Origin of the sequence: Mesorhizobium onobrychidis (genome assembly GCF_024707545.1) — a bacterium.
Taxonomy (GTDB): Bacteria; Pseudomonadota; Alphaproteobacteria; order Rhizobiales; family Rhizobiaceae; genus Mesorhizobium; species Mesorhizobium onobrychidis.
The window spans coordinates 3,449,136-3,470,040 of sequence record NZ_CP062229.1 but is presented as its reverse complement, the minus strand read 5'-3'; the positions used below and the strand labels follow the sequence as shown (position 1 = coordinate 3,470,040).

Genomic DNA, 20,905 nt, shown 5'->3' with positions numbered 1-20,905 from the left:
ACGTTCCATCCCATGAAATTCCGACTTCCCGCGGAGGAAATCCCTTACGATAGTCCACAAATTTAGACACTGTTGTCTAATTCGTCAATCACCTCTATATAGTTTTCATGAAGCATGACGTTTCTCCTGACACCATCCCGCCACGCGGCCATGAGGCCAAGCGCGCCTCCATCATGGACGCTGCCGGCGAGGTGTTCTGCCGCGAAAGCTTCGCCGGCGCCAATATCGACATGATTGCCGCCGAGGCCGGCGTTTCGCGCCAGACGATCTACAACCACCATGGCGATAAGGAGAAACTCTTCGTCGCCATCGTCCGCGACCTTACCGAGCGCTGCAATGCCGGCATCTTCGCCACCATTTCCACCTTTCCGGACCAGCCGAAGGATCTCGAGGCCGATCTGATCGCTTTTGCTGTGCGTATGAACCGCAACTGTATCTGCAACCGCGATGGAAAATTCCTGCGCAAGCTGATCCAGACCGAGGGCGAGCGCTATCCCGAGCTCTTTGCCGAATGGCGCGAACAGGGACCGGGCAGGACATGGCCGGCTATCGCCGCCCGTTTCGCCCGCCTCGCCCATGCCGGTTTCCTCGACATCGAGGACCCCGACGTCGCGGCCCGCCAGTTCCTGGCCCTTGCCAATGCCGAATTGCAGACGACCTTCATGCTTGGCGGCACGCCGACCGATGATGAGGTGCTGCAATCGGCAACACATGGCGTGCGCACCTTCCTGCGCGCCTTCGGCAAGCGGCAGCCGGCGGCCGACGCGCAAAAGCACAGCGCGCTCGCTGGCGCCTGAGCGATCAAATCTGAGGCATGCCCTCTCGCATCTGCGCTGCCGGCGTCTATATCCGGTTTACGCCGCGCTCAAGCTTGATTACAGCTATGCGGACGATTCAACGGAACCCGACAGCCACATGGCCGACGACCACATCCGCTACGACATTCTGGCCCAGGAGGCGTTGCGCGGCGTCATGCGCAAAGTCCTGGCCGAGGTCGCGCGCACCGGCCTTCCCGGCAACCATCATTTCTTCATCACTTTCCTGACCGGCGCCCCGGGCGTGCGCGTATCTTCCCGCTTGCGCGAGCGCTATCCCGAACAGATGACCATCGTCATCCAGTTCCAGTATTGGGACCTGAAGGTGACCGACACCGGCTTCGAGGTCGGGCTGTCTTTCTCCGACGTGCCGGAAAAGCTGGAAATCCCGTTCTCGGCCGTGCGCGGCTTTTACGACCCGTCCGTCAATTTCGAGCTCGAATTCGACGTGAAGACGGAGACCTCGGCAGAAGAGGAGTTGGCCGGCCAGCCCGCTTCCGAACCGCTGGCCGCCGTCGCCGAGAAAAAGCCGGAAAAGAAAAAGACCGCTGAGGCCGAAAAGAAGCCTGCCGCGGCCGACGCCGCCGCCAAGGGCGCCGAAGTGGTGTCGCTCGACGCCTTCCGCAAGAAGTGATCCGACGGGCCGCGCGACATGGCCGACATCGTCAATCTCCGCCAGGCCCGCAAGCAAAAGGCACGAACTGAGAAGGGGCGCCTGGCCGAACAGAACCGGACGCTGCACGGCCGTTCCAGGGCCGACCGGGAGCGTGACCGTCTGATCGCCGAGAAAGCAGAAACGTTTGTCGCCGGCCATCGCCGCGAAGCCTCTGGCGATCCGGATTCCCCGAGCATCGGACCGAAAAGTGCGCCGCGGTTTTCGGATAAATCCGATGCTTGAAGTGAAATGAGTCACGTCCGGTGAGCCCGGTCGAGAAACGCTCGGTTACCATTCGCGGCCATCGCACCAGCTATTCGCTCGAAAAGCCGTTTTTCGACGATCTCGTCGCCATCGCGGCTGCGCGCAAACTGACGCTCGCCGCCCTCGTCGCCGAAATCGACGAGGCCCGGCCGCGCGATGCCAACCTGTCCTCGGCGCTCAGGCTCTACGTCCTGGATTGGGCGAAGCGAGGGAAGAAACCGGTCTAGGTGGAGCTATCCGCCGCCCAGCGACTTCAGCAGATTGTCGATCGACGAAGGTTCAAGCGTGGGTTTTGGCGCGGATCCTGCTGGCGGCTGGTTGTCATTGGCCGGCGGCTGACGCGCGCGCTCGATTTTCTGCGCCTGCTCAGCCGCCGCCCTGCGCTGGGCGTCGAGCTTTGCCTTTTGTTCCGCAGCGATCCGCCTCGCCTCTTCCGTCCGCCTCGCCTCTTCCGCTTTCCGGCGTTGCTGTTCCTCGGCTTTCGCCGCCTCGTCCGCCGCTTTTTGCGCCGCCTTGGCTCTCGCTTCGGCATCCGCCCTAGCCCTTGCCTCCGCCTCCGCCTTGGCTTTGGCCTCCGTTTCAGCCCTCGCCCTTGCCTCCGCCTCGGCCTTGGCTTTGGCCACGGCTTCAGCCCTCGCCTGCGCATCCGCTTTGGCCTTCGCCTCCGCTTCGGCTCGAGCCTTTGCCTCGGCTTCAGCCTTCGCCCTGGCATCTGCCTCGGCTTGCAGCCGCGCCGCCTCCTGTTGCTTGCGCAATTCCTCGGCTGCCCTCTCACGCTCGGCTTGCAGGGCCGCGTAGTAACGCACTTCGCGCCGCAGCCGCTGTTTTTCAAGCAGTGCCGCCTGCATGGCCTCGACCCGCTGCTGTTCCTTTTCCAGCGCGCGCTGGGTCAGGAACTGCGCCAGCGGCTCACTGTCGAATTGCCGCTTCGCGGCGCCGAACGGCCCGTCGACGCTGAAATTCACAGTCGGGTCGGAGCCGATCAGCGCTTCATCGCCGGGCCGATAAGTGATCGAACCACTGGTGGCGACCGTGCTGGCGTTCAGGTCCGCCGTGATGTCGGCGGACAGCTTCGCCGCCGGATTTTCCAGGTTGACCGGCGGTGCCCTCAGCGTGCCGCCGGCAATTGTGAAGGCGATGTCGGTTTCCCCAGCCGGAAAACTGCCATCCGCGGCGATCTGCGGCGCGAACCCGGCTGTCTTGGCCGCATCGATATCGCGCCCGATCGCGTCGGCCTTGGCGATGAAGGCGCCAAAGGCGTCGGGATTGACGCCGGCAATGGTCAAGCCTTTCAGCTCCGCCGTGCCGGAACCGGACAGCGCCGCAACCATCGCATCGACCGATTTGCCACTGGTCGAGAGCGCCGCCGAGAAATCGCCGCTTCCGCTGATGCCGGCCTGTGGCAGCACGGTGGCCAGATCGGCGCCGGCAAGTTTCATCTGGCCGGAGAAAAGCCCGGTGCCGTCATTGTTCTTCAGCTCGAACAGCCCGGAAAGCGCACCGCCGGCGAACTTTGCCTTGAGGTCCGAAACGCGGATGCCTTCCTGGTCGAGCTTCAGCGAAAGCGCCGCGTCATAGGCCGTGGCCAGCGGGCCGGCGGCCAGCGATGCCGTGGTCAGGTCGAGTTCGGCGGTGAACGGCAGGCTGGACTTCTGGCTGAATGGAGCAGTCGGCCAAGCCTTGCCAGAGCCCAGGAAAGCCTGGTCGCCAAACAGTGCCACCGCCATCGGGTCGAGATCCAGATCATCGAGCGCCAGCGCGCCGGCAAGATGCGGCAGCCCGCCCTTGACGTCGACATTGACGTCACCGGAAACCGCCGCCTCGTTGATGGCGCCGCTGAGGCCGGACAGCACCAGAAGGCCGTTGCCGAAGTCGGCGTCGGCCGCAAACCATGTCGACATGCCTGTCCCCATGCCCGGCAGGCCGACGCCTGTCGTCATCAGCCAGGGCTCGATGTCGGCGGCTTCCAGGCTGACCTTGCCCTTGGCGGTGGCGCCTTGTGGCGTGCCGGCGAATGTCCCGTCGAAACCGGCTTTGAAGTCGTTGCCGATGAGGTTGAAGCTCGTCGCCATGCCGCCGCCAAGCGTGCCTTTCGCCGAAACATCGGTGGTCGCCTCGCCAACCATTCCGAGCGGCAGCGCCGGCAGGCCGTAAAGCGCCAGAAGCGCGGTGGCGTCGGTATTGCTGGCGTTGAAGGTCACGGACACCGGCGCCTCGAGAAGCCGATCGGGCAGTCCTTTGCCGGACAGCGATGCTGAAAACGCCGAGCCGCCTGCCCTGCCTTGCGCGCTGACCGCCAGTCCCGTCGTGCCGTCGCCATTGGCGGCGGCACTCGTCACCAGATCGATGCGCGCATTCTGGAGCAGCTCGGGATAGGCGGCCACACGCCCCGCCAGCCCCTTCAGCACGGCATTGTCGGGATAGTGCTTCGCCGCGACGTCGACCAACGGCTTGAGATCGACGGCAACCACCGAGGCATCGAGCTTGCCGGTCGGGCTCGCTGGGAAATCCTTGATCCGGCCGGTGGCGCTGATCGAGGCGCCGGCAAGCCCGCCAACCGAGAGCCGGTCGATTTCGAGCAGACCGTCGCGCAGCCTGAGCGCCGTATCGACCGTATCGGCGGTCAGTCCGCCGGCGCTGACCGGCCCGGCCTTGATCTGGAAATCGAGGTCGCGGTCGGAAAATCGGTTGGCGCCCTTGTCGCTGATGAAGATCGAGGCGAAGGCGGCGAGCCCGTCGACGTCGAGCTCGCCGCCTTCGAGCCGCATCAGCACCGACGGCCTGGCGTCGTCGCCCTGGCTGGAATCGATGCGGCCGGAAAATTTCGCCTTGCCGAGAACGAGCTCGAGGTCGCTGAAGGCCTGGCGGTTCCCGGTCAGGTCGACCTTGGCCTTGAAGCCGGCGGCCGGCAGCCGGCGGATCGCCTCGTCGACATCCTTCGACAGCCAGGCGGCGAAGCCGGAAGGCTGCCCCACGGCCAGAAGCAGCGAACCGGTGAAGCCGAACTGATCCTCGAGACTAAGCATACCGTTTGCTTCCAGCCTGGCGCGGCCCGGGAGCGTCGCGCCCAGCGACTTCACCGACCAGCCGGCATCGGCCGGTTCGGCGGAAAGGCGCACGTCACGAACCGTCGTGTCGCCGGCCACCACCGCCGGCAGCTTCACCTCGACGGTGCCCGGTATGGTCGGCTTGGGCAGGTCGAGCAGCGCCTGCTCCAACGCCGCGACGCGCTCGGAAAGCGTCAGTCCCGTCGCGGCGCCGACGGCTTCATCGAACTGCACCTGAGCGCCATCGGCCTCGATCGAAAAGCGAGGGTTCGGCCCAAGGTCGACGGCAGCCTTGCCGTCTGCGGTGTAGGGATTGTCGAGTGGCCCGGTCTCGAAACGGAATTCGTCGACACCAAGCTTCCGGTGGTCGAGCGAGAACTTGCCGTTCAGCCTGAACCCCGGCTCCGGCTTGGCCGCGCTGGCCTTCATCATCTCACCGTCGGTGCCGTTAAGCTGCGCCGAACGCTTGTCGGCGCCATTCTTGTCAGAACTTGTGACTTTGAACTGGCCCGAATAGATCGCGGCCCCGTCGACAATGCCGGCATTGCCATCCGCTTCGATGACCAGCGGATAGGCGTCTGGATCGGCCTTGAGCCTGAGCCGCATCTGTCCGTCGCCACTAGCCTTGCCGGTGGAGACGATGACCGTGCTGCGCAGGCCGTCGAGCCGCAGCGAACCATCCATCCGCCAGGGTCCGGCGAGCGATCTGGCGGAGATTTTCGAATTGATCTCGGAAAGAAGATGGCTGCGGCCGCCAGCGGCATGGCGCAGCGCGATCTCTCCGTCCGTCACCGTCAGCTTCTCGATCGAGATCTGGCTGGGATCGAAGGGCGAGGACGGGCGTATCGCCCAGTCGACCGTGCCATCGGCGGCAATGTCGATCGTTGCCTTCGGCCGCACCAGCCGCATGTCGAAGATCAGCACCTCGCCGCTCAGGAAGGGCGCCAGTTCCGCATCCATCGAAAAGGTCTCGACGGTCATTGCCGGCTGGCCGCCGGGGCCGCCGGCGACAGTGACATTCGAGAAGGTCACCGAGGGAAACGGCAGCAGTTTCGCTGTCGCATCGCCCTGAACGGTGACCTTGCGACCCAGAATGGCGCTCGCCTCGCGCTCGAAATCGGCCCGGTAGCCCGTCCAGTCGATGAAATACGGCACCACCAGCGCCGCACACAGCACCAGCACGAAAAGGCCACCGAAGATCACGAACAGGCGTGCGAGCATCAACTCCCAAGCAGTTGATTGAAAATCAGCCGCACTCTACCCGCATCAGCGTGTTGATAAAGAGGCAAATCGATCGCTCCAAGAGCAAAAAGCTCTAATCGGCTGGCAGTATCTTCCCAGGGTTCATGATGTTCTGCGGGTCGAGCGCCTGCTTGATCGTGCGCATGATGTCGACGCTGTGGCCGAGTTCATGGCGCAGGAAGCCGACCTTGCCTTGTCCGATGCCGTGCTCGCCGGTACAGGTTCCATCCATGCCGATCGCCCGCATGTTCAGCCGCGCGACAAACTCTTCCGTCGCGGCGATTTCCTTCGGATCGTCCGCGTTCATCAGCACCAGCACATGGAAATTGCCGTCGCCGGCATGGCCGACGATCGGCGCGATCAGCCCCATCTCGGCGATGTCGGCCTCGGTTTGCGTGACGCATTCGGCAAAGCGCGAGATCGGCACGCAGACGTCGGTCGACAACCCCTTGGCGCCCGGCCGCAGCGTCAGCGACGACCAATAGGCATCGTGCCTGGCCTTCCACAGCTTCGTCCGTTCCTCGGCGACGCTGGTCCACAGGAATGGTCCGCCGCCATATTCCTCGGCGATCATGCCGAAGGTCTCGGCCTGCTCGGCAACGCCGGCGTCGCTGCCATGGAACTCGACGAACAGGCACGGGCTTTCGGGATAATCGAGTTTCGAATAGCTCTTCATCGCCCGCATCTGCAGCGCATTTACCAGTTCGATGCGTGCCACCGGAATGCCCATCTGGATTGTCGCGATCACCGTGTTGCAGGCCGCCTCGACGCTGGGAAACGGGCAGACGCCGCCAGAAATCGCCTGCGGAATGCCCTGCAGCTTCAGGGTCAGCTGGGTGATGATGCCAAGCGTCCCTTCAGAGCCGATCAGGAGCCGCGTCAGATCGTAGCCGGCCGAGCTCTTTTTTGCGCGCTTGCCGGTCGTCACCGTCTCGCCGTCGGCCATCACCGCCGTCAGCGACAACACATTCTCGCGCATCGTGCCGTAGCGCACCGCATTGGTGCCCGACGCGCGCGTCGCCGCCATGCCGCCGAGCGATGCATTCGCGCCCGGATCGATCGGAAAGAACAGGCCGGTGTCGCGCAGATGCCGGTTGAGATCCTCGCGCGTCACACCGGGCTCGACGGTGCAGTCGAGATCCTGCGGGTTGACCGCGAGGATGCGGTTCATCCGCGACATATCCAGCGAGATGCCGCCGCCCGGCGCGTTGGTATGGCCTTCCAGCGAGGAGCCGACGCCGAAGGCGATCACCGGCACGCGGTGCGCGGCGCAGGTCGACACGATCTCCTGCACCTCCGCCGTCGTCTCCGGAAACGCCACGCCATCCGGCGCCTGGGTCGGAATGTAGGTGGTGGTATGCGCGTGCTGGGCGCGGATCGCCTCGCCGGTCTGGAACCGCTCGCCGAGCCGCTGCTTGAGGATGCCGAGCACAGCGGCGATGCCTTCTTCGTTGCGCTCGACCGGATTGAGGTCGCTCAGAGCCATCTATTCCTCCGCGAATGGACCAGTGTCCACCCTTGTTATGGACTTATGGATGGGTAGTCTCACCAACCACGCTCTGTCCAGCGAGAAGGAAGTTTTCGATGTCCACCCCTGCCCCCTTCGTCTCTCGTGCCATGGACGTCGAGAAGGACTGGATCGACTACAACGGCCACCTCAACATGGCCTATTACAACGTGCTGTTCGACCGCTGCTCCGACGAAGCGTTCGAAATGATGGGGATGGGGATGGATTATGTGAAGCAGCGGCGGCTGACCATCTACACGGCGGAAGTCCATGTCTGCTATATCCAGGAGCTGCATCTCGACCATAAGGTCAATGTCTCGTTCCAGCTCCTCGACCATGACGAAAAGCGGCTCAGGGCCTACCAGGAAATCCGCCATGTCGACGGTTGGCTCGCTGCCACTTCCGAATCACTGTCACTGCACGTCGACATGTCCGGACCGAAGGTGGCGCCCTTCCCGGCCGATGTCCTGGCCATGGTGGAAGCGATGCGCGCCGCCCATGCGGCGCTGCCGATGCCCGAGCGCGCCGGCCGTTCGATCGGTATTCGTCGCAAGACGGTTGAACCGCAGTCAGACCGCCGTTAACCTTACCAAGGTTTTAACGTGAACAAGCCGAATTGAGGCGTTGAACGACTCAGCGCGGCGTTCGAAAACCGTCCGCACGGGCGGCGGGGCTGAAGCGGTTCGGGGAACGTGCATGAAAACCGACATCAAGGTCGAGGCGGACAGGCTGGCGGCCGACCCACGCATCACCGACTATGATTTCTGGCGCTCGCTGAAGAACCTCAACAACGAGATTTTTAACATCGCCAACAACAACGAGCCGATCCCTTTCGCCATGATCCGCTGGCGCGCCATCCTGAAGCAAGCGCGGATGAAGCGCGGCCACGCCTGATCGGTGCGGGGAGAAATACTTTCCGGTTTGCCCGCCCCGCTTGCCTTCCAGCGTTGGTCGTTGGCGAAAGCCGAAGCGAAGTCCGATCTCCCCCCTTGCGGGGGAGATTGGCAGCTTCGCCAATGGTGCTTGCTGACAGATGCTCACTCGCCCTTCAACATCAGGGCTGGTGCTTCACTGCCTCCAGCGGCGAACGCGCCACCACTGGTGACGACTGGATGATCGCGGTGTCGGTCATCGCAAACGGAATGATCCGGTCGATCACCCGTTCGAGGTCGGCCATCGAGCCGACATGCGCCAGCGCGATGAAACAGTCCTCGCCGGTCACCCGGTCGCACTGGGCGATTTCCGGCAAATCGCGGATGATCTCGGCCACTACAGCCAGTTGCCCGGGCACCGGCCTGATCCGCAGCCATGCCGACAGCTTCATGCCGAGCGCGGCCGGATTGATCCGCACCGTGTAGGCCTCGATCACGCCGCTCTCCTGCAGCCGCCGAATGCGCTCGGCCACGCTCGGCGCCGACAGGCCGACCGAGCGCGCCAGTTCAGCGGTGCTGGTGCGCGCATCCTTTTCCAGCAGGCGCAGGATTTTCAGATCAGCCGCATCCAGGTCGGAATTTTCGTTTCGAAGGCGTTTCAGGGAAAACTCCTCGGTTTTGGGAAATCAATGATCTCTTTGGCTGGTCATTATCCATATAAACCGGAAAGATTGCCTGCGATAATGATCCTATGGATGATCAAGCGCAAGCCCCAGGCGCAGTCCCTGCGCTCGCCGGCCCTGTTTTTGGCAAGCTGGCGACCTCGCTGCCGCCGCATGTCTGGTTCGGCGTCAGCGCCGTGTTCCATTATCTCGGGCCGGCATTCGCCGTGCTGCTTTTCCCGCATGTCGGCGTGCTCGGCATGGCCTGGCTGCGCATCGTCACCGCCACCCTGGTTTTCGCGCCGCTGACCCGGCCATGGACGGTCTTCGTCCGCGCCGACCGGCCGACAAGACTGCTGCTTCTCGCTTTTGGTGCTTGCCTTGGCGTGATGAATTGCGCCTTCTACCTGGCGCTCGACCGTTTGCCGATCTCGCTGGTCGCGGCGATCGAATTCGTCGGCACCATCGGCGTCGCGCTGGTAGGCGTCAGGAGCCCGCGCAATCTCGCAGCCCTTGCCGTTGCCGTCATCGGCACCTTGCTGCTGATCGATGTCAAATGGTCAAGCGACCCGATCGGCCTGTTCTGGGCCTTCCTGAACGGCGCGCTGTTCGTCGGCTATATCGTCCTTGGCCATCGCGTTGCCCGCGCCGGCGCTGGCGACGGCATCGCCGGCCTGGGTGCCGCCATGGCGGTCGCCTGCCTCATCGTGCTGCCGATCGGCTTCACCGATGCGCTGCCGGCTTTCTCGGTGCCGCCGCTGCTCATCGCCGCCATCGGCGTCGGCATCTGCTCGTCTGTCATCCCCTATATCTGCGACCAGCTTGCCATGTCGCGGCTGCCGCGATCGAGCTTCGCGCTGATGCTGGCGTTGCTGCCGGTCACCGCCACGCTGATCGGCGTCATTGTGCTGCGCCAGATACCCGGCCCTACCGACTGCCTCGGCGTCGCGCTTGTGGTGGCCGGCGTCGCCTTCCACAAGCCGGCGCCAACTTCATAAGCGCCTGAAAGCATTGCTTTCCGATCCCTTCTATAGTCGGGCCCCGGACGTCAAGGCACCGTCGTCCTGTTCTGCAGCGGCGTTCTGGCGATGCCTTAGTTTGAACTTCGACTTGCGGCCGCGATGCGGTCGTTGCCGGGTTCTACACCAAGATACATCCATGGAACCAAAGCGGTCATTCGGCTGGGTCGTAGTCGATGTCCGCATAGACCTTTGGCCGAATGAACATCAGGGACTGGAGTGCTTCGCGTGGTGTGCCTGAGTTGCAATTTTCCCGAGGCAGATTGCGCCCTGCCTTGATGGAGGGGAGTTTTGCCCACAAGGACAATATGAGTCGTTCGGCATTTCAGGTAGCGGTGGGATGCAGTCTGCGGACGACCTCAACCAAGCCGGAGGAATGATCATGAAAATCAAGATTATTTGCATAGGCGTATTGGCGCTTTCGGTGACGACCGGCGCCGCGCTATCCAAGAGAGCGGACGGCACTTCGGCGCTCGACGATGCGGCGACGATGTCGCCTTTCTACACCGACGCCAGCATGACGACCTTGAAGCCGGAAGCCGACTTCACTGCCGCGTGGAAGGCCCTGAAGGACGAGGATCGCGCCGATATGCTGGCGGATTGCAACGACGACGTCTTGAAAGCCAAGCATCCCGATTTCTGCCAGATGGGCTTTCAGCTCGGCGGCCACCAATAGAGGGGCAACCGCGACGCGCTTTAGGCGCAGCCGCTTTGACGAAGTCGAGAACGGCGGGCAGTGTTGTCCGCCATTTTCGTGATTGGACCTGCCCGTCAGCACTGTCCTATTGGCCCGACGAGGCCATCCTCGACGGCACCTGGAAGCGACCGGTCATCAAGGTCGTGAAGTAACGTCAGGCCGTCGCTTCGGGCCAGCTCAGGACGTACTCGCTCAAGCCACTGCGCTGCGTCGAAGGCGGCGAAGGCCCGCATGTGAATGACAACGCAAGGAGCCGACAAAACTGCCACCCAAAGCCGGAACTCGGACTGATACGCTGATGATAGTCGCACGAATGTCTTCGAGGCTTTGATGTGTTCTGGGGGAGCCGGGCTTGCAGCCGGCAACTGCTTTCGAGGCGGGCTGGGCGCCGTCGCTCGCATGACAGCAAGCTGTTACGCCAGCTTCTCCCTGAGGAAGGCGCTCGTCCGGCCCCAGGCGAGGTCCGCCGCGTTCTTGTCGTAGCGGGCCGCGGACGTGTCATTGTTGAAGGCATGATTGGCGCCTTCATAGACATAGACCGTGTACTCGACCTTGGCTGCATCGAGTTCCTTCTTGAAAGCGTCGATGCCGGCATTGATGCGGGTGTCGAGCCCGGCATAATGCAGCAGCAACGCCGCCTTGATCTTCGGCACATCCTCGGCCTTCGGCTGCATGCCGTAATAGGCGACAGCGGCGGCCAGATCCGGCGCGTTGGCAGCCAATGTGTTCACCGTGCCGCCGCCCCAGCAGAAGCCGACCGCGCCGACCTTGCCGTTGCCATCCGCGTGTCCCTTGAGGAACGCGACCGTTGCGACCGCATTGGCGATGGTCTGCGCCGGATCGAGTTTGGAAAACTGCTCACGCGCCTTATCTTCGTCGGCCGGCGTGCCGCCGAGCGGCGACAGGAAGTCCGGGGCAAGCGCCACGAAGCCTTCCAGCGCCACGCGCCGCGCCACATCGCGTATATGCGGGTTGAGCCCCCTGTTCTCATGCACGACGATGACGGTGCCGAGCTTGCCGGACTGGCCGGCCGGCTTGACCAGATAGCCCTTCATCTCGCCACCGCTGCCGGGATAGCTGATGTCCTCGCCCGTCACGCGTGAATCGTCCTCGGCAATGATCGCTGCCCGGGCCGAATTCGCAGCCAGCAGCAGCGCGATTGCGGCCGCCGCCGCACCTGATCCGGCAAGCCTGGTCAACTGTTCCATGAAGCGCCGCCGGTCGAGCGTCAGATGCGTGTATTCGTCATAGGCGTCGATCATCGCCTGGGTAATGGCGGGTGTCGTGACGGCTGGGCTGGCAGGGCTAGGTTTCGTCATGGCGCTCTCCTCGGCTTCGGGAAACACTCCCGCCGCGCAAGATAGGGTGGAAGCCCGCATGGTCCAGTCACGGATCAGTGAGGCCCTAGTGTTCCGTCTCTAACGAAAGGATTCCCTTTAGCTCTCTGATGTGCGAGTCAGAGGGCATGTCAACTGAATCGGGCATCCGGTTGTCTCCTGAGGATCGGGCGACGCTGGAAGGTTGGGTGGCGGACCGCAACTCGCCACAGAAATGGGTTTGGCGGGCGCGGATCGTGCTGATGTGGGCGGACGGCGACGGCGTCACCGCGATTGTACGGGCGACCGGCAAAACCAAGCGAACCGCCTATCGCTGGCGTGATCGTTACGTTGCGTGCGGCATTGAGGGGCTGAAGCGGGATGCCAGCCGGCCGAGCCGCAAGCCGCCGCTTTCGGCCGAGGTGATCAAGCGTGTGGTGGATATGACGCTGCATCAGAAGCCGCCGGCGAGCACCCATTGGTCGGTGCGCAAGCTCGCCAAGGTGGTGGGGCTCAGCCCGTCGAGCGTGCAGCGCATCTGGGCAGCGCACGGGCTGAAGCCGCATCTGATCAAAAAATTCAAGCTGTCCAATGACAAGGCGTTCGTCGAGAAGGTCCAGGACGTCGTCGGCCTTTATCTCAACCCGCCGGACAAAGCCCTGGTGCTTTGCGTCGACGAGAAGAGCCAAATCCAGGCGCTCGACCGCACGCAGCCGGGGCTGCCCATCAAGAAGGGGCGGGCCGGCACGATGACCCATGACTACAAGCGCAACGGCACCACGACACTGTTTGCCGCCCTCGACGTGGCCACCGGCAAGGTCATCGGCGAATGCATGCCGCGACACCGCCACCAGGAGTTCCTGCGCTTCCTGCGCACGATCGATCGCAACACGCCCAAGCACTTCGCCCTGGATTTGGTGGTCGACAACTACGCCACCCACAAGCATCCCAAGGTCAAAGCCTGGCTTGCCCGGCATAAGCGCTTCCGCCTCCACTTCACGCCGACCTCTGGCTCCTGGCTGAACCAGGTCGAGCGCTTCTTCGGGCTCATCACCGACGACGCCATCCGCCGCGGCGTCTTCCGCAGCGTGACCGACCTGACGATCGCGATCGAGGCCTACCTGGAGCATCACAATGCCGACCCCAAACCCTTCATCTGGGCCGCCAAGGCTGCTGACATCCTTGAAAAGGTCGCACGAGGGCGTCGAGTGTTAGAGTCACAACACTAGCATGCACTCCACAACGCCGGTCGGCTTGCATTGGCTATGGACCGTCGGAGCGATTTCCTTAGCTAGGATAATTCAAGGCGACAGCCGTGGGCCTTCTTCGGCGTCGTCGCCAAGGCCTGTCTGCTGGTCTCGGCCCGAAAGGCCATGACGCGAATGCGCCGCATCTTCGTCAAATTTTGGTCATCTCCGACAATCTTGGCGGTGCTGCCGCAGTATGAACGAAAGCCGCCGGTAGTGATCCTGCCTACCCTGTGGCTGGCTCTGACAAGAAGGAACAACGCTCATGACCTTCCCGACCCCGATCCTCGTAAGCGCATTCGTGCTTGCCGGCGCCGCGATGCTGGCGCTGCGGTCCGCCGCCTTGGCGGCCAGGCGATCGACGGTCAAGGTCCGCAGCAACCGGCGCCGGCCTACCGGAAGCCGCTCGAAAACCAACGACTGAACGCCTTATTTCGGCAGCGTATAGGCCATCACGTAATCCCCCGGCTTGGTACCGACCGAGCCATGGCCGCCGGCGACGATGACCACGAACTGGCGTCCGTCGACGACCGTGTAGGTCATCGGTGTCGACTGCCCGCCGGCCGGCAGCCGAGTCTGCCAGAGCTGCCGGCCGGTCGTCAGATCATAGGCGCGGAAAAAGTCGTCGACCGCGGCACCGAGGAAGGCGACGCCGCCGGCGGTGATCATCGGCCCGCCGATGCCCGGCACGCCGACCTTGAACGGCAGTGGCAGCGGCGTCATGTCGTAGACGGTGCCGTTGCGGTGCTTGTAGACGATCTTGCCGGTCCTGAGATCGACGCCCGCGACATAGCCCCAGGGCGGCGCCTGGCAGGGAATGCCGAGCGGCGACAAAAACGGCTTCAATATCACTGCGTAAGGTGCACCGTCGTTGCGGTTTAGGCCCTGTTCGCTGCCTTTGGTATCGCCCGGCGGCGGCACGTCCGCGCGCGGCACCAGCCTGGAGATGAACGCCAGGTATGTCGGCATGCCGAACATCACCTGCCGGACCGGATCGACCGCCACGCCGCCCCAGTTGAATGTGCCGAAATTGCCGGGATAGATCAGCGAGCCTTGCAGCGACGGCGGCGTGTAGCGGCCCTCGTAGCGCAGTTTCAGCAATTCGATCCGGCAGGCCAGTTGGTCGAACATGGTGATGCCCCACATGTCGGCCCCGGTCAGCGGCTTCGGATTGAAGCTCATATCCGAAGCCGGCTGCGTCGGCGAGGTGTGGTCGCCCTCGATCGCGCCGCCCGGCGCCGGCACTTCGTTGACCGGGACGATCGGCTCGCCGCTGCGCCGGTCGAGTACATAGAGGTCGCCCTGCTTGGTCGGCCCGACCAGCGCCGGCACGACGCCGCCGGCCGTGGTGATGTCGACCAGCGTCGGCTGCGCCGGCACGTCCATGTCCCACAGATCATGATGCACGGTCTGCCGCACCCAGCGCAATTGGCCGGTGTTGAGGTCGAGCGCGGTGATCGAGGAGGAGAATTTCTCGACATTGGCGCTGCGTCCCATGCCGAGCTGGTCGGGCGTCTGATTGCCGAGCGGCACATAGAGCAAGCCGAGCTTCTCGTCGGCGCTCGCCGTCGACCACATGTTGGGCGAGTTGTGGGTATAGGTCTGACCCGGCGCCAGTGGCGTCGTCTGGTCCGGATTGCCGGAATCCCAGTTCCAAATCAGGGCGCCGGTGTCGACGTCGAAGGCGCGGATGACGCCGGACGGCTCCTGCGTTGAATAATTATCGTTGACCGCGCCGCCGACGATGATCTTGTTGGCGACGATCAGCGGCGCCGAAGTCGAATAATAATAGCCCGGCTTCGGATATGGCATGTTGGCGAGCAGGTTCAGCGTGCCGCCTTCGGCAAATGTGGGACAGACCTGGCCATTCGCGGCGTCGAGCGCGATCAGCCGAGCGTCGGATGTCGGCAGATAGATGCGTGCCGCACAAGGCTGGCCGGCGGCGATCTTGGCATCGGCATAATAGGACACGCCGCGGCAGGTCTGGTGCTGGCGGTCCTTGTCCAGCTTGACCTTGGGATCGAAGCGCCATTTCTCCTTGCCGGTCGCGGCGTCGATAGCGATGGCGAAATTGTGCGGCGTGCAGATGTAGAGCGTGTCGGCAACCTTCAACGGCGTCACCTGATAGGTCGTCTCACTGACGTCGTCGGGCCCTTTCACATCGCCGGTGCGATAGGTCCAGGCCGGCTGCAAATTGGCAACGTTTTCGGGGGTGATCTGGTCGAGCGGCGAATAGCGCTGGCCGTACGTCGTGCGACCGTAATAGTGCCATTCGCCGCCTGGCACGTTGCCGCCGAGATCGGCGGTCGGCGTCACCTTGTCGGTGTTGAGTTCGCCGGCAATATCCTTTGGATCGGTCGTCATCGAATAGCCGGCGACGCCGATCGACGCCAGCACGGCGAGGATCAGCGGCGCGCGTCCATCGGGACCGGTGAGCCCGCCCCGCGCCCACGGTGTCAGCAGCCACAACGCGATAAGCACGATAATGCCGCCGCGCGGACCGAGCTCCCACCAGTCGAAGCCGGTTTCCCAGACCGCCCAGCAAAGCGTGCCGATGACGATCGCCGCGTACAGCCACAGCGCCATGGATTTGCGCCTGTAGAGCAGCCAGGCAGCGACGAGGAAGGCTATGCCGGCAATGATGTAATACCAACTGCCGCCTAGCGAAGCTAACCAGATGCCGCCGCCGCCGAGTACCAGGCCGATGAGGAAAAGGATGAGGGAGGTGATGACGACAGCCAAAACGATGCTCCTTCGACTGGTGCGCGCTTCGCACGCGTCAATGGGCAACCCGGCATTGCGTTCCTGCCCCGAGCACAACTTTCTCCGGCCCGGCATGGCTGTCAAGCAGGCTGGCGCTATAGGTGGTGTTCTACCGGATTTGTAACTCCCCCGCCTGGATTGAGAACAAAACGGAGACACTTCTGGCCTTTCGCTGCCGAATCACTACATTCGGGGACAATGTCCGGCTTTTCGGAAGACATGCCCTTTTTTGACGAACCGAATGCGCGGCCCACGGCCCCGTCCGGCATTGCCGCGCGCGCCATGGCTGCCCGCAGCGGCCACACCAATGCGCCCGACTATCTGAACGGGCTCAACCCCGAACAGCGGCTGGCGGTGGAAACCACCGAGGGTCCGGTTCTGGTGCTGGCCGGCGCCGGCACCGGCAAGACGCGTGTCTTGACCACCCGCATCGCTCACATCCTCGCCACGAAGAGAGCCTTCCCGTCGCAGATCCTCGCCGTCACCTTCACCAACAAGGCCGCGCGCGAAATGAAGCAGCGCATTGGCCTGCTGATCGGCGACGGCAATGTCGAAGGCATGCCGTGGCTCGGCACCTTCCACTCGATTGGAGTGAAGCTGCTGCGCCGCCACGCCGAGCTTGCCGGGCTCAAATCCGACTTCACCATTCTCGACACCGACGACGTCGTGCGCCTGATCAAGCAGCTCATCCAGGCCGAAGGGCTGGACGACAAGCGCTGGCCGGCCAAGCAGTTCGCCCAGATGATCGACGGCTGGAAGAACAAGGGGCTTGGCCCCGCCGACATTGCCGAGGGCGACGCCCGCGCCTTCGCCAACGGCAAGGGCCGCGAGCTCTACAAGGCCTATCAGGAGCGGCTGAAGACGCTGAACGCCTGCGACTTCGGCGACCTCCTGTGCCACCCGATCCGCATCTTCCGCGACAATCCGGACGTGCTGAAGGAGTACCACAAGCGCTTCAAATACATTCTCGTCGACGAGTACCAGGACACCAACACCGCCCAATACATGTGGCTGCGCCTGCTGGCCCAGCGGCCGGACGCCAAGCCGATCTCCCCCCTTGAGGGGGAGATGTCCGGCAGGACAGAGGGGGGTGCCTCGCGCCGACAGGCTGGAGGGACAGCGCCCCCCTCTGTCGCCTCCGGCGACATCTCCCCCTCTAGGGGGGAGATTGGGCGCTCCTCATCCGAAGGCCGAGCTAGGTCCACCGTAAACATTTGCTGCGTCGGCGACGACGATCAATCCATCTATGGCTGGCGCGGGGCCGAGGTCGACAACATCCTGCGCTTCGACAAGGATTTCCCCGGCGCCGCGATCATCCGGCTGGAGCGCAACTACCGCTCCACCGCGCACATCCTCGGCACCGCCTCCCACCTCATCGCCCACAATGAAGGCCGCTTCGGCAAGACGCTGTTCACCGAAAAAGTCGCCGAGGACGACGAGAAGGTGCATGTCCATGCCGCCTGGGATTCCGAGGAAGAGGCCCGCGCCGTTGGCGAAACCATCGAAGCCTACCAGCGGCAGAAGCACAATCTCAACGATATGGCCATTCTCGTCCGCGCCTCCTTCCAGATGCGCGAATTCGAGGATCGTTTCGTCACGCTCGGCCTCAACTATCGCGTCATCGGCGGCCCGCGCTTCTACGAGCGCCTCGAAATCCGCGATGCGCTGGCCTTCTTCCGCGTCGTTGCCCAAGGTGCCGACGATCTCGCCTTCGAGCGCATCGTCAACGTGCCGAAGCGCGGGCTGGGCGAAGCCACCATCCGCCAGATCCACGACACCGCCAGGACGCTCCGCATTCCGATGCTGGAGGCTGCGGAAAAACTCGCCGAGAGCGACGAACTGAAGCCGAAGCCGCGCGCAGCATTGCGCGAAGTCGCCGCCAATTTCGAGCGCTGGCAGAAGGCGCTGGAGACCACGCCGCACACCGAGCTCGCCGAGACCATCCTGGAAGAGAGCGGCTACACCGACATGTGGAAGAACGACCGCTCGGCGGAAGCTCCCGGCCGGCTGGAAAACCTCAAAGAACTGATCCGCTCCATGGAGGAGTACGAATCGCTGCGCTCGTTCCTCGAACATGTCGCGTTGGTGATGGACGCCGAGCAGAACGCCGAGCTCGACGCCGTCAACATCATGACGCTGCATTCGGCCAAGGGCCTGGAATTCGAGACCGTTTTTCTCCCTGGTTGGGAGGAAGGTCTTTTTCCACACCAGCGCGCGCTCGACGAGGGCGGCCGCTCCGGGCTGGAGGAAGAACGGCGGTTGGCCTATGTCGGCCTGACCCGCGCCAAGAAGAACCTGCATTTGTGGTTCGTCTCCAACCGCCGTATCCACGGCCTGTGGCAATCGACCATCCCGTCGCGCTTCCTTGATGAACTGCCGGAGGCCCATGTCGAGGTCGCTGAGAGCGGCAACTCCTATGGCGGCTACGGCAATGCCTATGGCGGCGGGTCTTTCGCCTCCGGACGGGGCGGCCAAGGCGCAGGAAGGCAGAATCCTTACGGCGCTTCGCGCTTCGACAATGTTGGCGGCACCGAGAAATCCGGTGCCTTCTCCAGCACCTATGCGACGCCGGGCTGGCAGCGCGCGCAACAGAACCGCACCGAGGCGACCGACCGCAACTGGGGCTCGCGTTCCGGCCACCAGGTCGAGCGCATTGGCTACGGCGAGACCGACAGCGGCTATGGCGCCGGCCGCACCTCGATCAAAGGCCGCACCATCGACGGCGAACTGGTCGCCAAATCCGTTGCCGACACGCCATCCCCCTTCAATGTCGGCGACCGAGTCTTCCACCAGAAATTCGGCAACGGCAACATTGCGGCCATCGACGGCAACAAGCTGACCATCGATTTCGACAAGGCCGGCCAGAAACGCGTGCTGGACGGGTTTGTCACCGGGGTGTGAGCATCCGCCCCTCCGCTCACCGATACCGCGCCTGGTTCCATTTGTGGCCGAGCAACGACAGGATGATGATCAGCCCGTTGAAGAACTGGACGTAGAAGCCGCTCAGGCCCGCCGCAACGACGCCGGTCTGGATGAACGACACCGTGACGGCGCCGATCGCGCCGCCGACGACGGTGCCGATGCCGCCCCAGGTCGGCGTGCCGCCAACGAACACCGATGCCAGCACCGGCAGCAAATAGCCGTCGCCAGCCGTCGGCCACCAGGTGAAGTTGATCATCACCGAGAACGTGCCGGCGATCGCCGCCCCGATGCCGACGAAGACGAACACTTTCACCCGCACGCGCTTGACGTCGATGCCCATCTGCTGGGCGCTGTCGGGATTGTCGCCGACCACCTTCACCTGCGCGCCGAACCGATGCCTGTTGTAGAGCAGCGCCGACAGAACGACGAAGCCGATCGCCCAGAATATCTGCACCGGGATGCCGTAGAGCTGGCTGGAGAAGATCTTGTAGGCCCAGCTGTCGGCGAGGCTGGTCAGCGCGGTCGACTTGCCTTCGTTGATGATCTGGATCAGGCCGCGCAGCAGGAAGTTCATGCCGAGCGTGGCGATTAGCGACGACAGCCCGCCATAGACGACCAGCGATCCGACCAGGAAGCCGAGCAACGTGCCCGTCGCAATGGCGGCGACGATGCCGAGGAACGGATCGTAGCCGGCCTGCACGACCAGCGCGAACACCCATGAGGCAAAACCCATCGTCGCCGGAAACGACAGGTCGATCTCGCCGCAGGTGACGACGAAGACCAGCGGCACCACCACGAACAGCGCTACCGGCAGCGTGGTGAGCACGGAACTGTAGAGATACCAGGTGGTGAAGACGATTGGGTTGGCGATCATGAACACTGTCATCATGACCACGAACACGGCAAGCGTGCCGAGTGCGGCGCGGTTGTCGAGGATGAAGCCGCGCATCCAGTGATCGGATGGGTGTTTCCACTCTTTCCGCGGATTGCCGGGACGGGAGATGCCGGCGGACGGCTCGTGCAGATCGGGCTCCATTGTCTTGCTCATCGTTTTCCCAGCTCCGCGTCGCCGGCGTCGTGCAGTCCGGCCAAACCACCGGGGTGCGCGACGTCTTCCATGAAGTTGATGAGGTCTTCGGCCGACTTGACGTCGCGCCGGTCGGCGCTGAGCGCGACCTTGCCGCGATCCAGCACCACGAAACGATCGGCAATGTCGAAGACGTGGTGGATGTTGTGGCCGATGAACAGGATCGACCGTCCGCTCGCCCGCACCTGGCGCACGAAATGGAAGACCTTGGCGGTCTCGGTCAGCGACAGCGCCGTCGTCGGCTCGTCAAGAATGATCAGGTCGGCCTGCTTGTAGATGGCCCGCGCGATCGCCACGCCCTGGCGTTCGCCGCCGGAGAGCTGGCCGACGATCGATTGCGGCGTGAACACTTTCGAGGTGAAGCCGATCTCGCGCATCAGGCGGCTCGCCTCCTCGATTTCCTTGTTGACCTTCAGCCAGCCGAGAATGCCGGTGAGTTCGCGGCCCATGAAGATGTTGCGCACGATCGTCTGCTGCACGGCCAGCGCCCGGTCCTGGAACACCGTCTCGATGCCGGCGTCGCGCGAGCGCGCGGCGCTCCAGCCGGTCACCGGCTGGCCGCGGATGAGGATCTCGCCGCTGGTCGGCTTGACCACGCCGGAGAGGATCTTGATCAGCGTCGACTTGCCGGCGCCGTTGTCGCCTATCAGGCCGACCACCTCGCCGCGGTCGACGCTGAGATTGACCCCGCCCAGCGCGTAGACCTGGCCATAGGACTTGCTGATGTCGCTCAGTTCGATAAGGCGTTCGGCCATGGCGATCCTCGCTTGGTTCCGGCTGCCGGTCGGGC

At 63.8% G+C, this 20,905-nt stretch carries 19 protein-coding genes; 12 read left to right on the top strand and 7 right to left on the bottom strand.

Annotated features, from left to right (window positions below; all coding sequences use genetic code 11):
• Positions 1-107: 107 nt before the first annotated feature.
• From IHQ72_RS17230 to IHQ72_RS17215, 4 genes are all read left to right on the top strand, one after another.
• Positions 108-797 carry a TetR/AcrR family transcriptional regulator gene (locus IHQ72_RS17230; RefSeq protein ID WP_123151926.1) on the top strand — a complete coding sequence of 230 codons (690 nt, stop codon included), beginning with the start codon at positions 108-110 and terminating at the stop codon, positions 795-797.
• Between the two features lie 118 nt (positions 798-915).
• Positions 916-1,449: an SspB family protein gene (locus tag IHQ72_RS17225; RefSeq protein ID WP_123151927.1), complete on the top strand. Its 534-nt coding sequence runs from the start codon at positions 916-918 to the stop codon at positions 1,447-1,449.
• Positions 1,450-1,467: 18 nt separating this feature from the next.
• Positions 1,468-1,713 (top strand): DUF4169 family protein, encoded by a 246-nt coding sequence (locus tag IHQ72_RS17220; RefSeq protein WP_258123527.1) that lies wholly within the window; start codon positions 1,468-1,470, stop codon positions 1,711-1,713.
• Positions 1,714-1,733: 20 nt separating this feature from the next.
• Positions 1,734-1,961, top strand: coding sequence for a ribbon-helix-helix domain-containing protein (locus IHQ72_RS17215; RefSeq protein ID WP_258123526.1), 228 nt, complete (start codon positions 1,734-1,736; stop codon positions 1,959-1,961).
• Positions 1,962-1,967: 6 nt separating this feature from the next.
• Here IHQ72_RS17215 and IHQ72_RS17210 read toward each other — a convergent pair whose 3' ends face one another.
• On the bottom strand, positions 1,968-6,002 hold the full coding sequence (locus IHQ72_RS17210) for an AsmA family protein (protein ID WP_258123524.1): 4,035 nt from the start codon (positions 6,000-6,002) through the stop codon (positions 1,968-1,970).
• Positions 6,003-6,096: 94 nt separating this feature from the next.
• Complete coding sequence (locus IHQ72_RS17205; protein ID WP_258123523.1) at positions 6,097-7,509, bottom strand: FAD-binding oxidoreductase; 1,413 nt, start codon at positions 7,507-7,509, stop codon at positions 6,097-6,099.
• A gap of 98 nt (positions 7,510-7,607) precedes the next feature.
• Here IHQ72_RS17205 and IHQ72_RS17200 point away from each other — a divergent pair, with 98 nt between their 5' ends.
• Together IHQ72_RS17200 and IHQ72_RS17195 are read left to right on the top strand one after the other, a co-directional pair.
• A complete protein-coding gene (locus tag IHQ72_RS17200) occupies positions 7,608-8,114 on the top strand; it encodes a thioesterase family protein (protein WP_258123522.1) in 507 nt (168 codons plus the stop codon).
• A gap of 112 nt (positions 8,115-8,226) precedes the next feature.
• Positions 8,227-8,424 (top strand): hypothetical protein, encoded by a 198-nt coding sequence (locus IHQ72_RS17195; RefSeq protein ID WP_258123521.1) that lies wholly within the window; start codon positions 8,227-8,229, stop codon positions 8,422-8,424.
• 160 nt (positions 8,425-8,584) lie between these two features.
• Here IHQ72_RS17195 and IHQ72_RS17190 read toward each other — a convergent pair whose 3' ends face one another.
• Entirely contained in the window at positions 8,585-9,064 is a 480-nt protein-coding gene (locus IHQ72_RS17190) for an Lrp/AsnC family transcriptional regulator (RefSeq protein ID WP_258123862.1), read from the bottom strand.
• An 89-nt stretch (positions 9,065-9,153) separates the two neighbouring features.
• Here IHQ72_RS17190 and IHQ72_RS17185 point away from each other — a divergent pair, with 89 nt between their 5' ends.
• The 3 genes from IHQ72_RS17185 to IHQ72_RS17175 all read left to right on the top strand — a co-directional run bounded on the left by IHQ72_RS17185 (position 9,154) and on the right by IHQ72_RS17175 (position 10,932).
• A complete protein-coding gene (locus IHQ72_RS17185; protein WP_258123520.1) occupies positions 9,154-10,062 on the top strand; it encodes an EamA family transporter in 909 nt (302 codons plus the stop codon).
• 403 nt (positions 10,063-10,465) lie between these two features.
• Positions 10,466-10,759 carry a CBM9 family sugar-binding protein gene (locus IHQ72_RS17180; RefSeq protein ID WP_258123519.1) on the top strand — a complete coding sequence of 98 codons (294 nt, stop codon included), beginning with the start codon at positions 10,466-10,468 and terminating at the stop codon, positions 10,757-10,759.
• A gap of 35 nt (positions 10,760-10,794) precedes the next feature.
• Positions 10,795-10,932: a hypothetical protein gene (locus IHQ72_RS17175; protein WP_258123518.1), complete on the top strand. Its 138-nt coding sequence runs from the start codon at positions 10,795-10,797 to the stop codon at positions 10,930-10,932.
• Between the two features lie 261 nt (positions 10,933-11,193).
• On the opposite strand, the gene IHQ72_RS17170 is transcribed toward IHQ72_RS17175, so the two are convergent.
• Entirely contained in the window at positions 11,194-12,099 is a 906-nt protein-coding gene (locus IHQ72_RS17170) for a dienelactone hydrolase family protein (RefSeq protein WP_258123517.1), read from the bottom strand.
• A 146-nt stretch (positions 12,100-12,245) separates the two neighbouring features.
• On the opposite strand from IHQ72_RS17170, the gene IHQ72_RS17165 reads away from it, so the two are divergent.
• Both IHQ72_RS17165 and IHQ72_RS17160 read left to right on the top strand, forming a co-directional pair.
• Positions 12,246-13,325 (top strand): IS630 family transposase, encoded by a 1,080-nt coding sequence (locus tag IHQ72_RS17165; RefSeq protein ID WP_258116586.1) that lies wholly within the window; start codon positions 12,246-12,248, stop codon positions 13,323-13,325.
• A gap of 283 nt (positions 13,326-13,608) precedes the next feature.
• Positions 13,609-13,767, top strand: coding sequence for a hypothetical protein (locus IHQ72_RS17160; protein ID WP_258123516.1), 159 nt, complete (start codon positions 13,609-13,611; stop codon positions 13,765-13,767).
• A gap of 5 nt (positions 13,768-13,772) precedes the next feature.
• Here IHQ72_RS17160 and IHQ72_RS17155 read toward each other — a convergent pair whose 3' ends face one another.
• Entirely contained in the window at positions 13,773-16,085 is a 2,313-nt protein-coding gene (locus IHQ72_RS17155) for a glucose/quinate/shikimate family membrane-bound PQQ-dependent dehydrogenase (RefSeq protein ID WP_258123515.1), read from the bottom strand.
• Between the two features lie 219 nt (positions 16,086-16,304).
• Here IHQ72_RS17155 and IHQ72_RS17150 point away from each other — a divergent pair, with 219 nt between their 5' ends.
• Positions 16,305-19,007: an ATP-dependent helicase gene (locus tag IHQ72_RS17150; RefSeq protein WP_258123514.1), complete on the top strand. Its 2,703-nt coding sequence runs from the start codon at positions 16,305-16,307 to the stop codon at positions 19,005-19,007.
• 16 nt (positions 19,008-19,023) lie between these two features.
• On the opposite strand, the gene IHQ72_RS17145 is transcribed toward IHQ72_RS17150, so the two are convergent.
• Both IHQ72_RS17145 and IHQ72_RS17140 read right to left on the bottom strand, forming a co-directional pair.
• Positions 19,024-20,076, bottom strand: a complete 1,053-nt coding sequence (locus tag IHQ72_RS17145) for an ABC transporter permease (protein ID WP_258123513.1) — start codon at positions 20,074-20,076, stop codon at positions 19,024-19,026.
• The gene (locus IHQ72_RS17140; protein ID WP_258123512.1) at positions 20,073-20,870 is read right to left on the bottom strand and encodes an ATP-binding cassette domain-containing protein; all 798 of its coding nucleotides are present in this window, start codon (positions 20,868-20,870) and stop codon (positions 20,073-20,075) included. The genes IHQ72_RS17145 and IHQ72_RS17140 overlap by 4 nt, the downstream gene beginning before the upstream one ends.
• Between the last annotated feature and the right edge of the window lie 35 nt (positions 20,871-20,905).

Excerpts from the sequence above, each read along its gene's own strand:
- IHQ72_RS17140 (WP_258123512.1), bottom strand. The coding sequence starts at position 20,870 with ATGGCCGAACGCCTTATCGAACTGAGCGACATCAGCAAGTCCTATGGC.
- IHQ72_RS17170 (WP_258123517.1), bottom strand. The coding sequence starts at position 12,099 with ATGACGAAACCTAGCCCTGCCAGCCCAGCCGTCACGACACCCGCCATT.
- IHQ72_RS17180 (WP_258123519.1), top strand. The coding sequence starts at position 10,466 with ATGAAAATCAAGATTATTTGCATAGGCGTATTGGCGCTTTCGGTGACG.
- IHQ72_RS17185 (WP_258123520.1), top strand. The coding sequence starts at position 9,154 with ATGGATGATCAAGCGCAAGCCCCAGGCGCAGTCCCTGCGCTCGCCGGC.
- IHQ72_RS17195 (WP_258123521.1), top strand. The coding sequence starts at position 8,227 with ATGAAAACCGACATCAAGGTCGAGGCGGACAGGCTGGCGGCCGACCCA.
- IHQ72_RS17150 (WP_258123514.1), top strand. The coding sequence starts at position 16,305 with ATGTCCGGCTTTTCGGAAGACATGCCCTTTTTTGACGAACCGAATGCG.
- IHQ72_RS17205 (WP_258123523.1), bottom strand. The coding sequence starts at position 7,509 with ATGGCTCTGAGCGACCTCAATCCGGTCGAGCGCAACGAAGAAGGCATC.
- IHQ72_RS17200 (WP_258123522.1), top strand. The coding sequence starts at position 7,608 with ATGTCCACCCCTGCCCCCTTCGTCTCTCGTGCCATGGACGTCGAGAAG.
- IHQ72_RS17165 (WP_258116586.1), top strand. The coding sequence starts at position 12,246 with ATGTCAACTGAATCGGGCATCCGGTTGTCTCCTGAGGATCGGGCGACG.
- IHQ72_RS17225 (WP_123151927.1), top strand. The coding sequence starts at position 916 with ATGGCCGACGACCACATCCGCTACGACATTCTGGCCCAGGAGGCGTTG.
- IHQ72_RS17210 (WP_258123524.1), bottom strand. The coding sequence starts at position 6,002 with ATGCTCGCACGCCTGTTCGTGATCTTCGGTGGCCTTTTCGTGCTGGTG.
- IHQ72_RS17220 (WP_258123527.1), top strand. The coding sequence starts at position 1,468 with ATGGCCGACATCGTCAATCTCCGCCAGGCCCGCAAGCAAAAGGCACGA.
- IHQ72_RS17145 (WP_258123513.1), bottom strand. The coding sequence starts at position 20,076 with ATGAGCAAGACAATGGAGCCCGATCTGCACGAGCCGTCCGCCGGCATC.
- IHQ72_RS17230 (WP_123151926.1), top strand. The coding sequence starts at position 108 with ATGAAGCATGACGTTTCTCCTGACACCATCCCGCCACGCGGCCATGAG.
- IHQ72_RS17160 (WP_258123516.1), top strand. The coding sequence starts at position 13,609 with ATGACCTTCCCGACCCCGATCCTCGTAAGCGCATTCGTGCTTGCCGGC.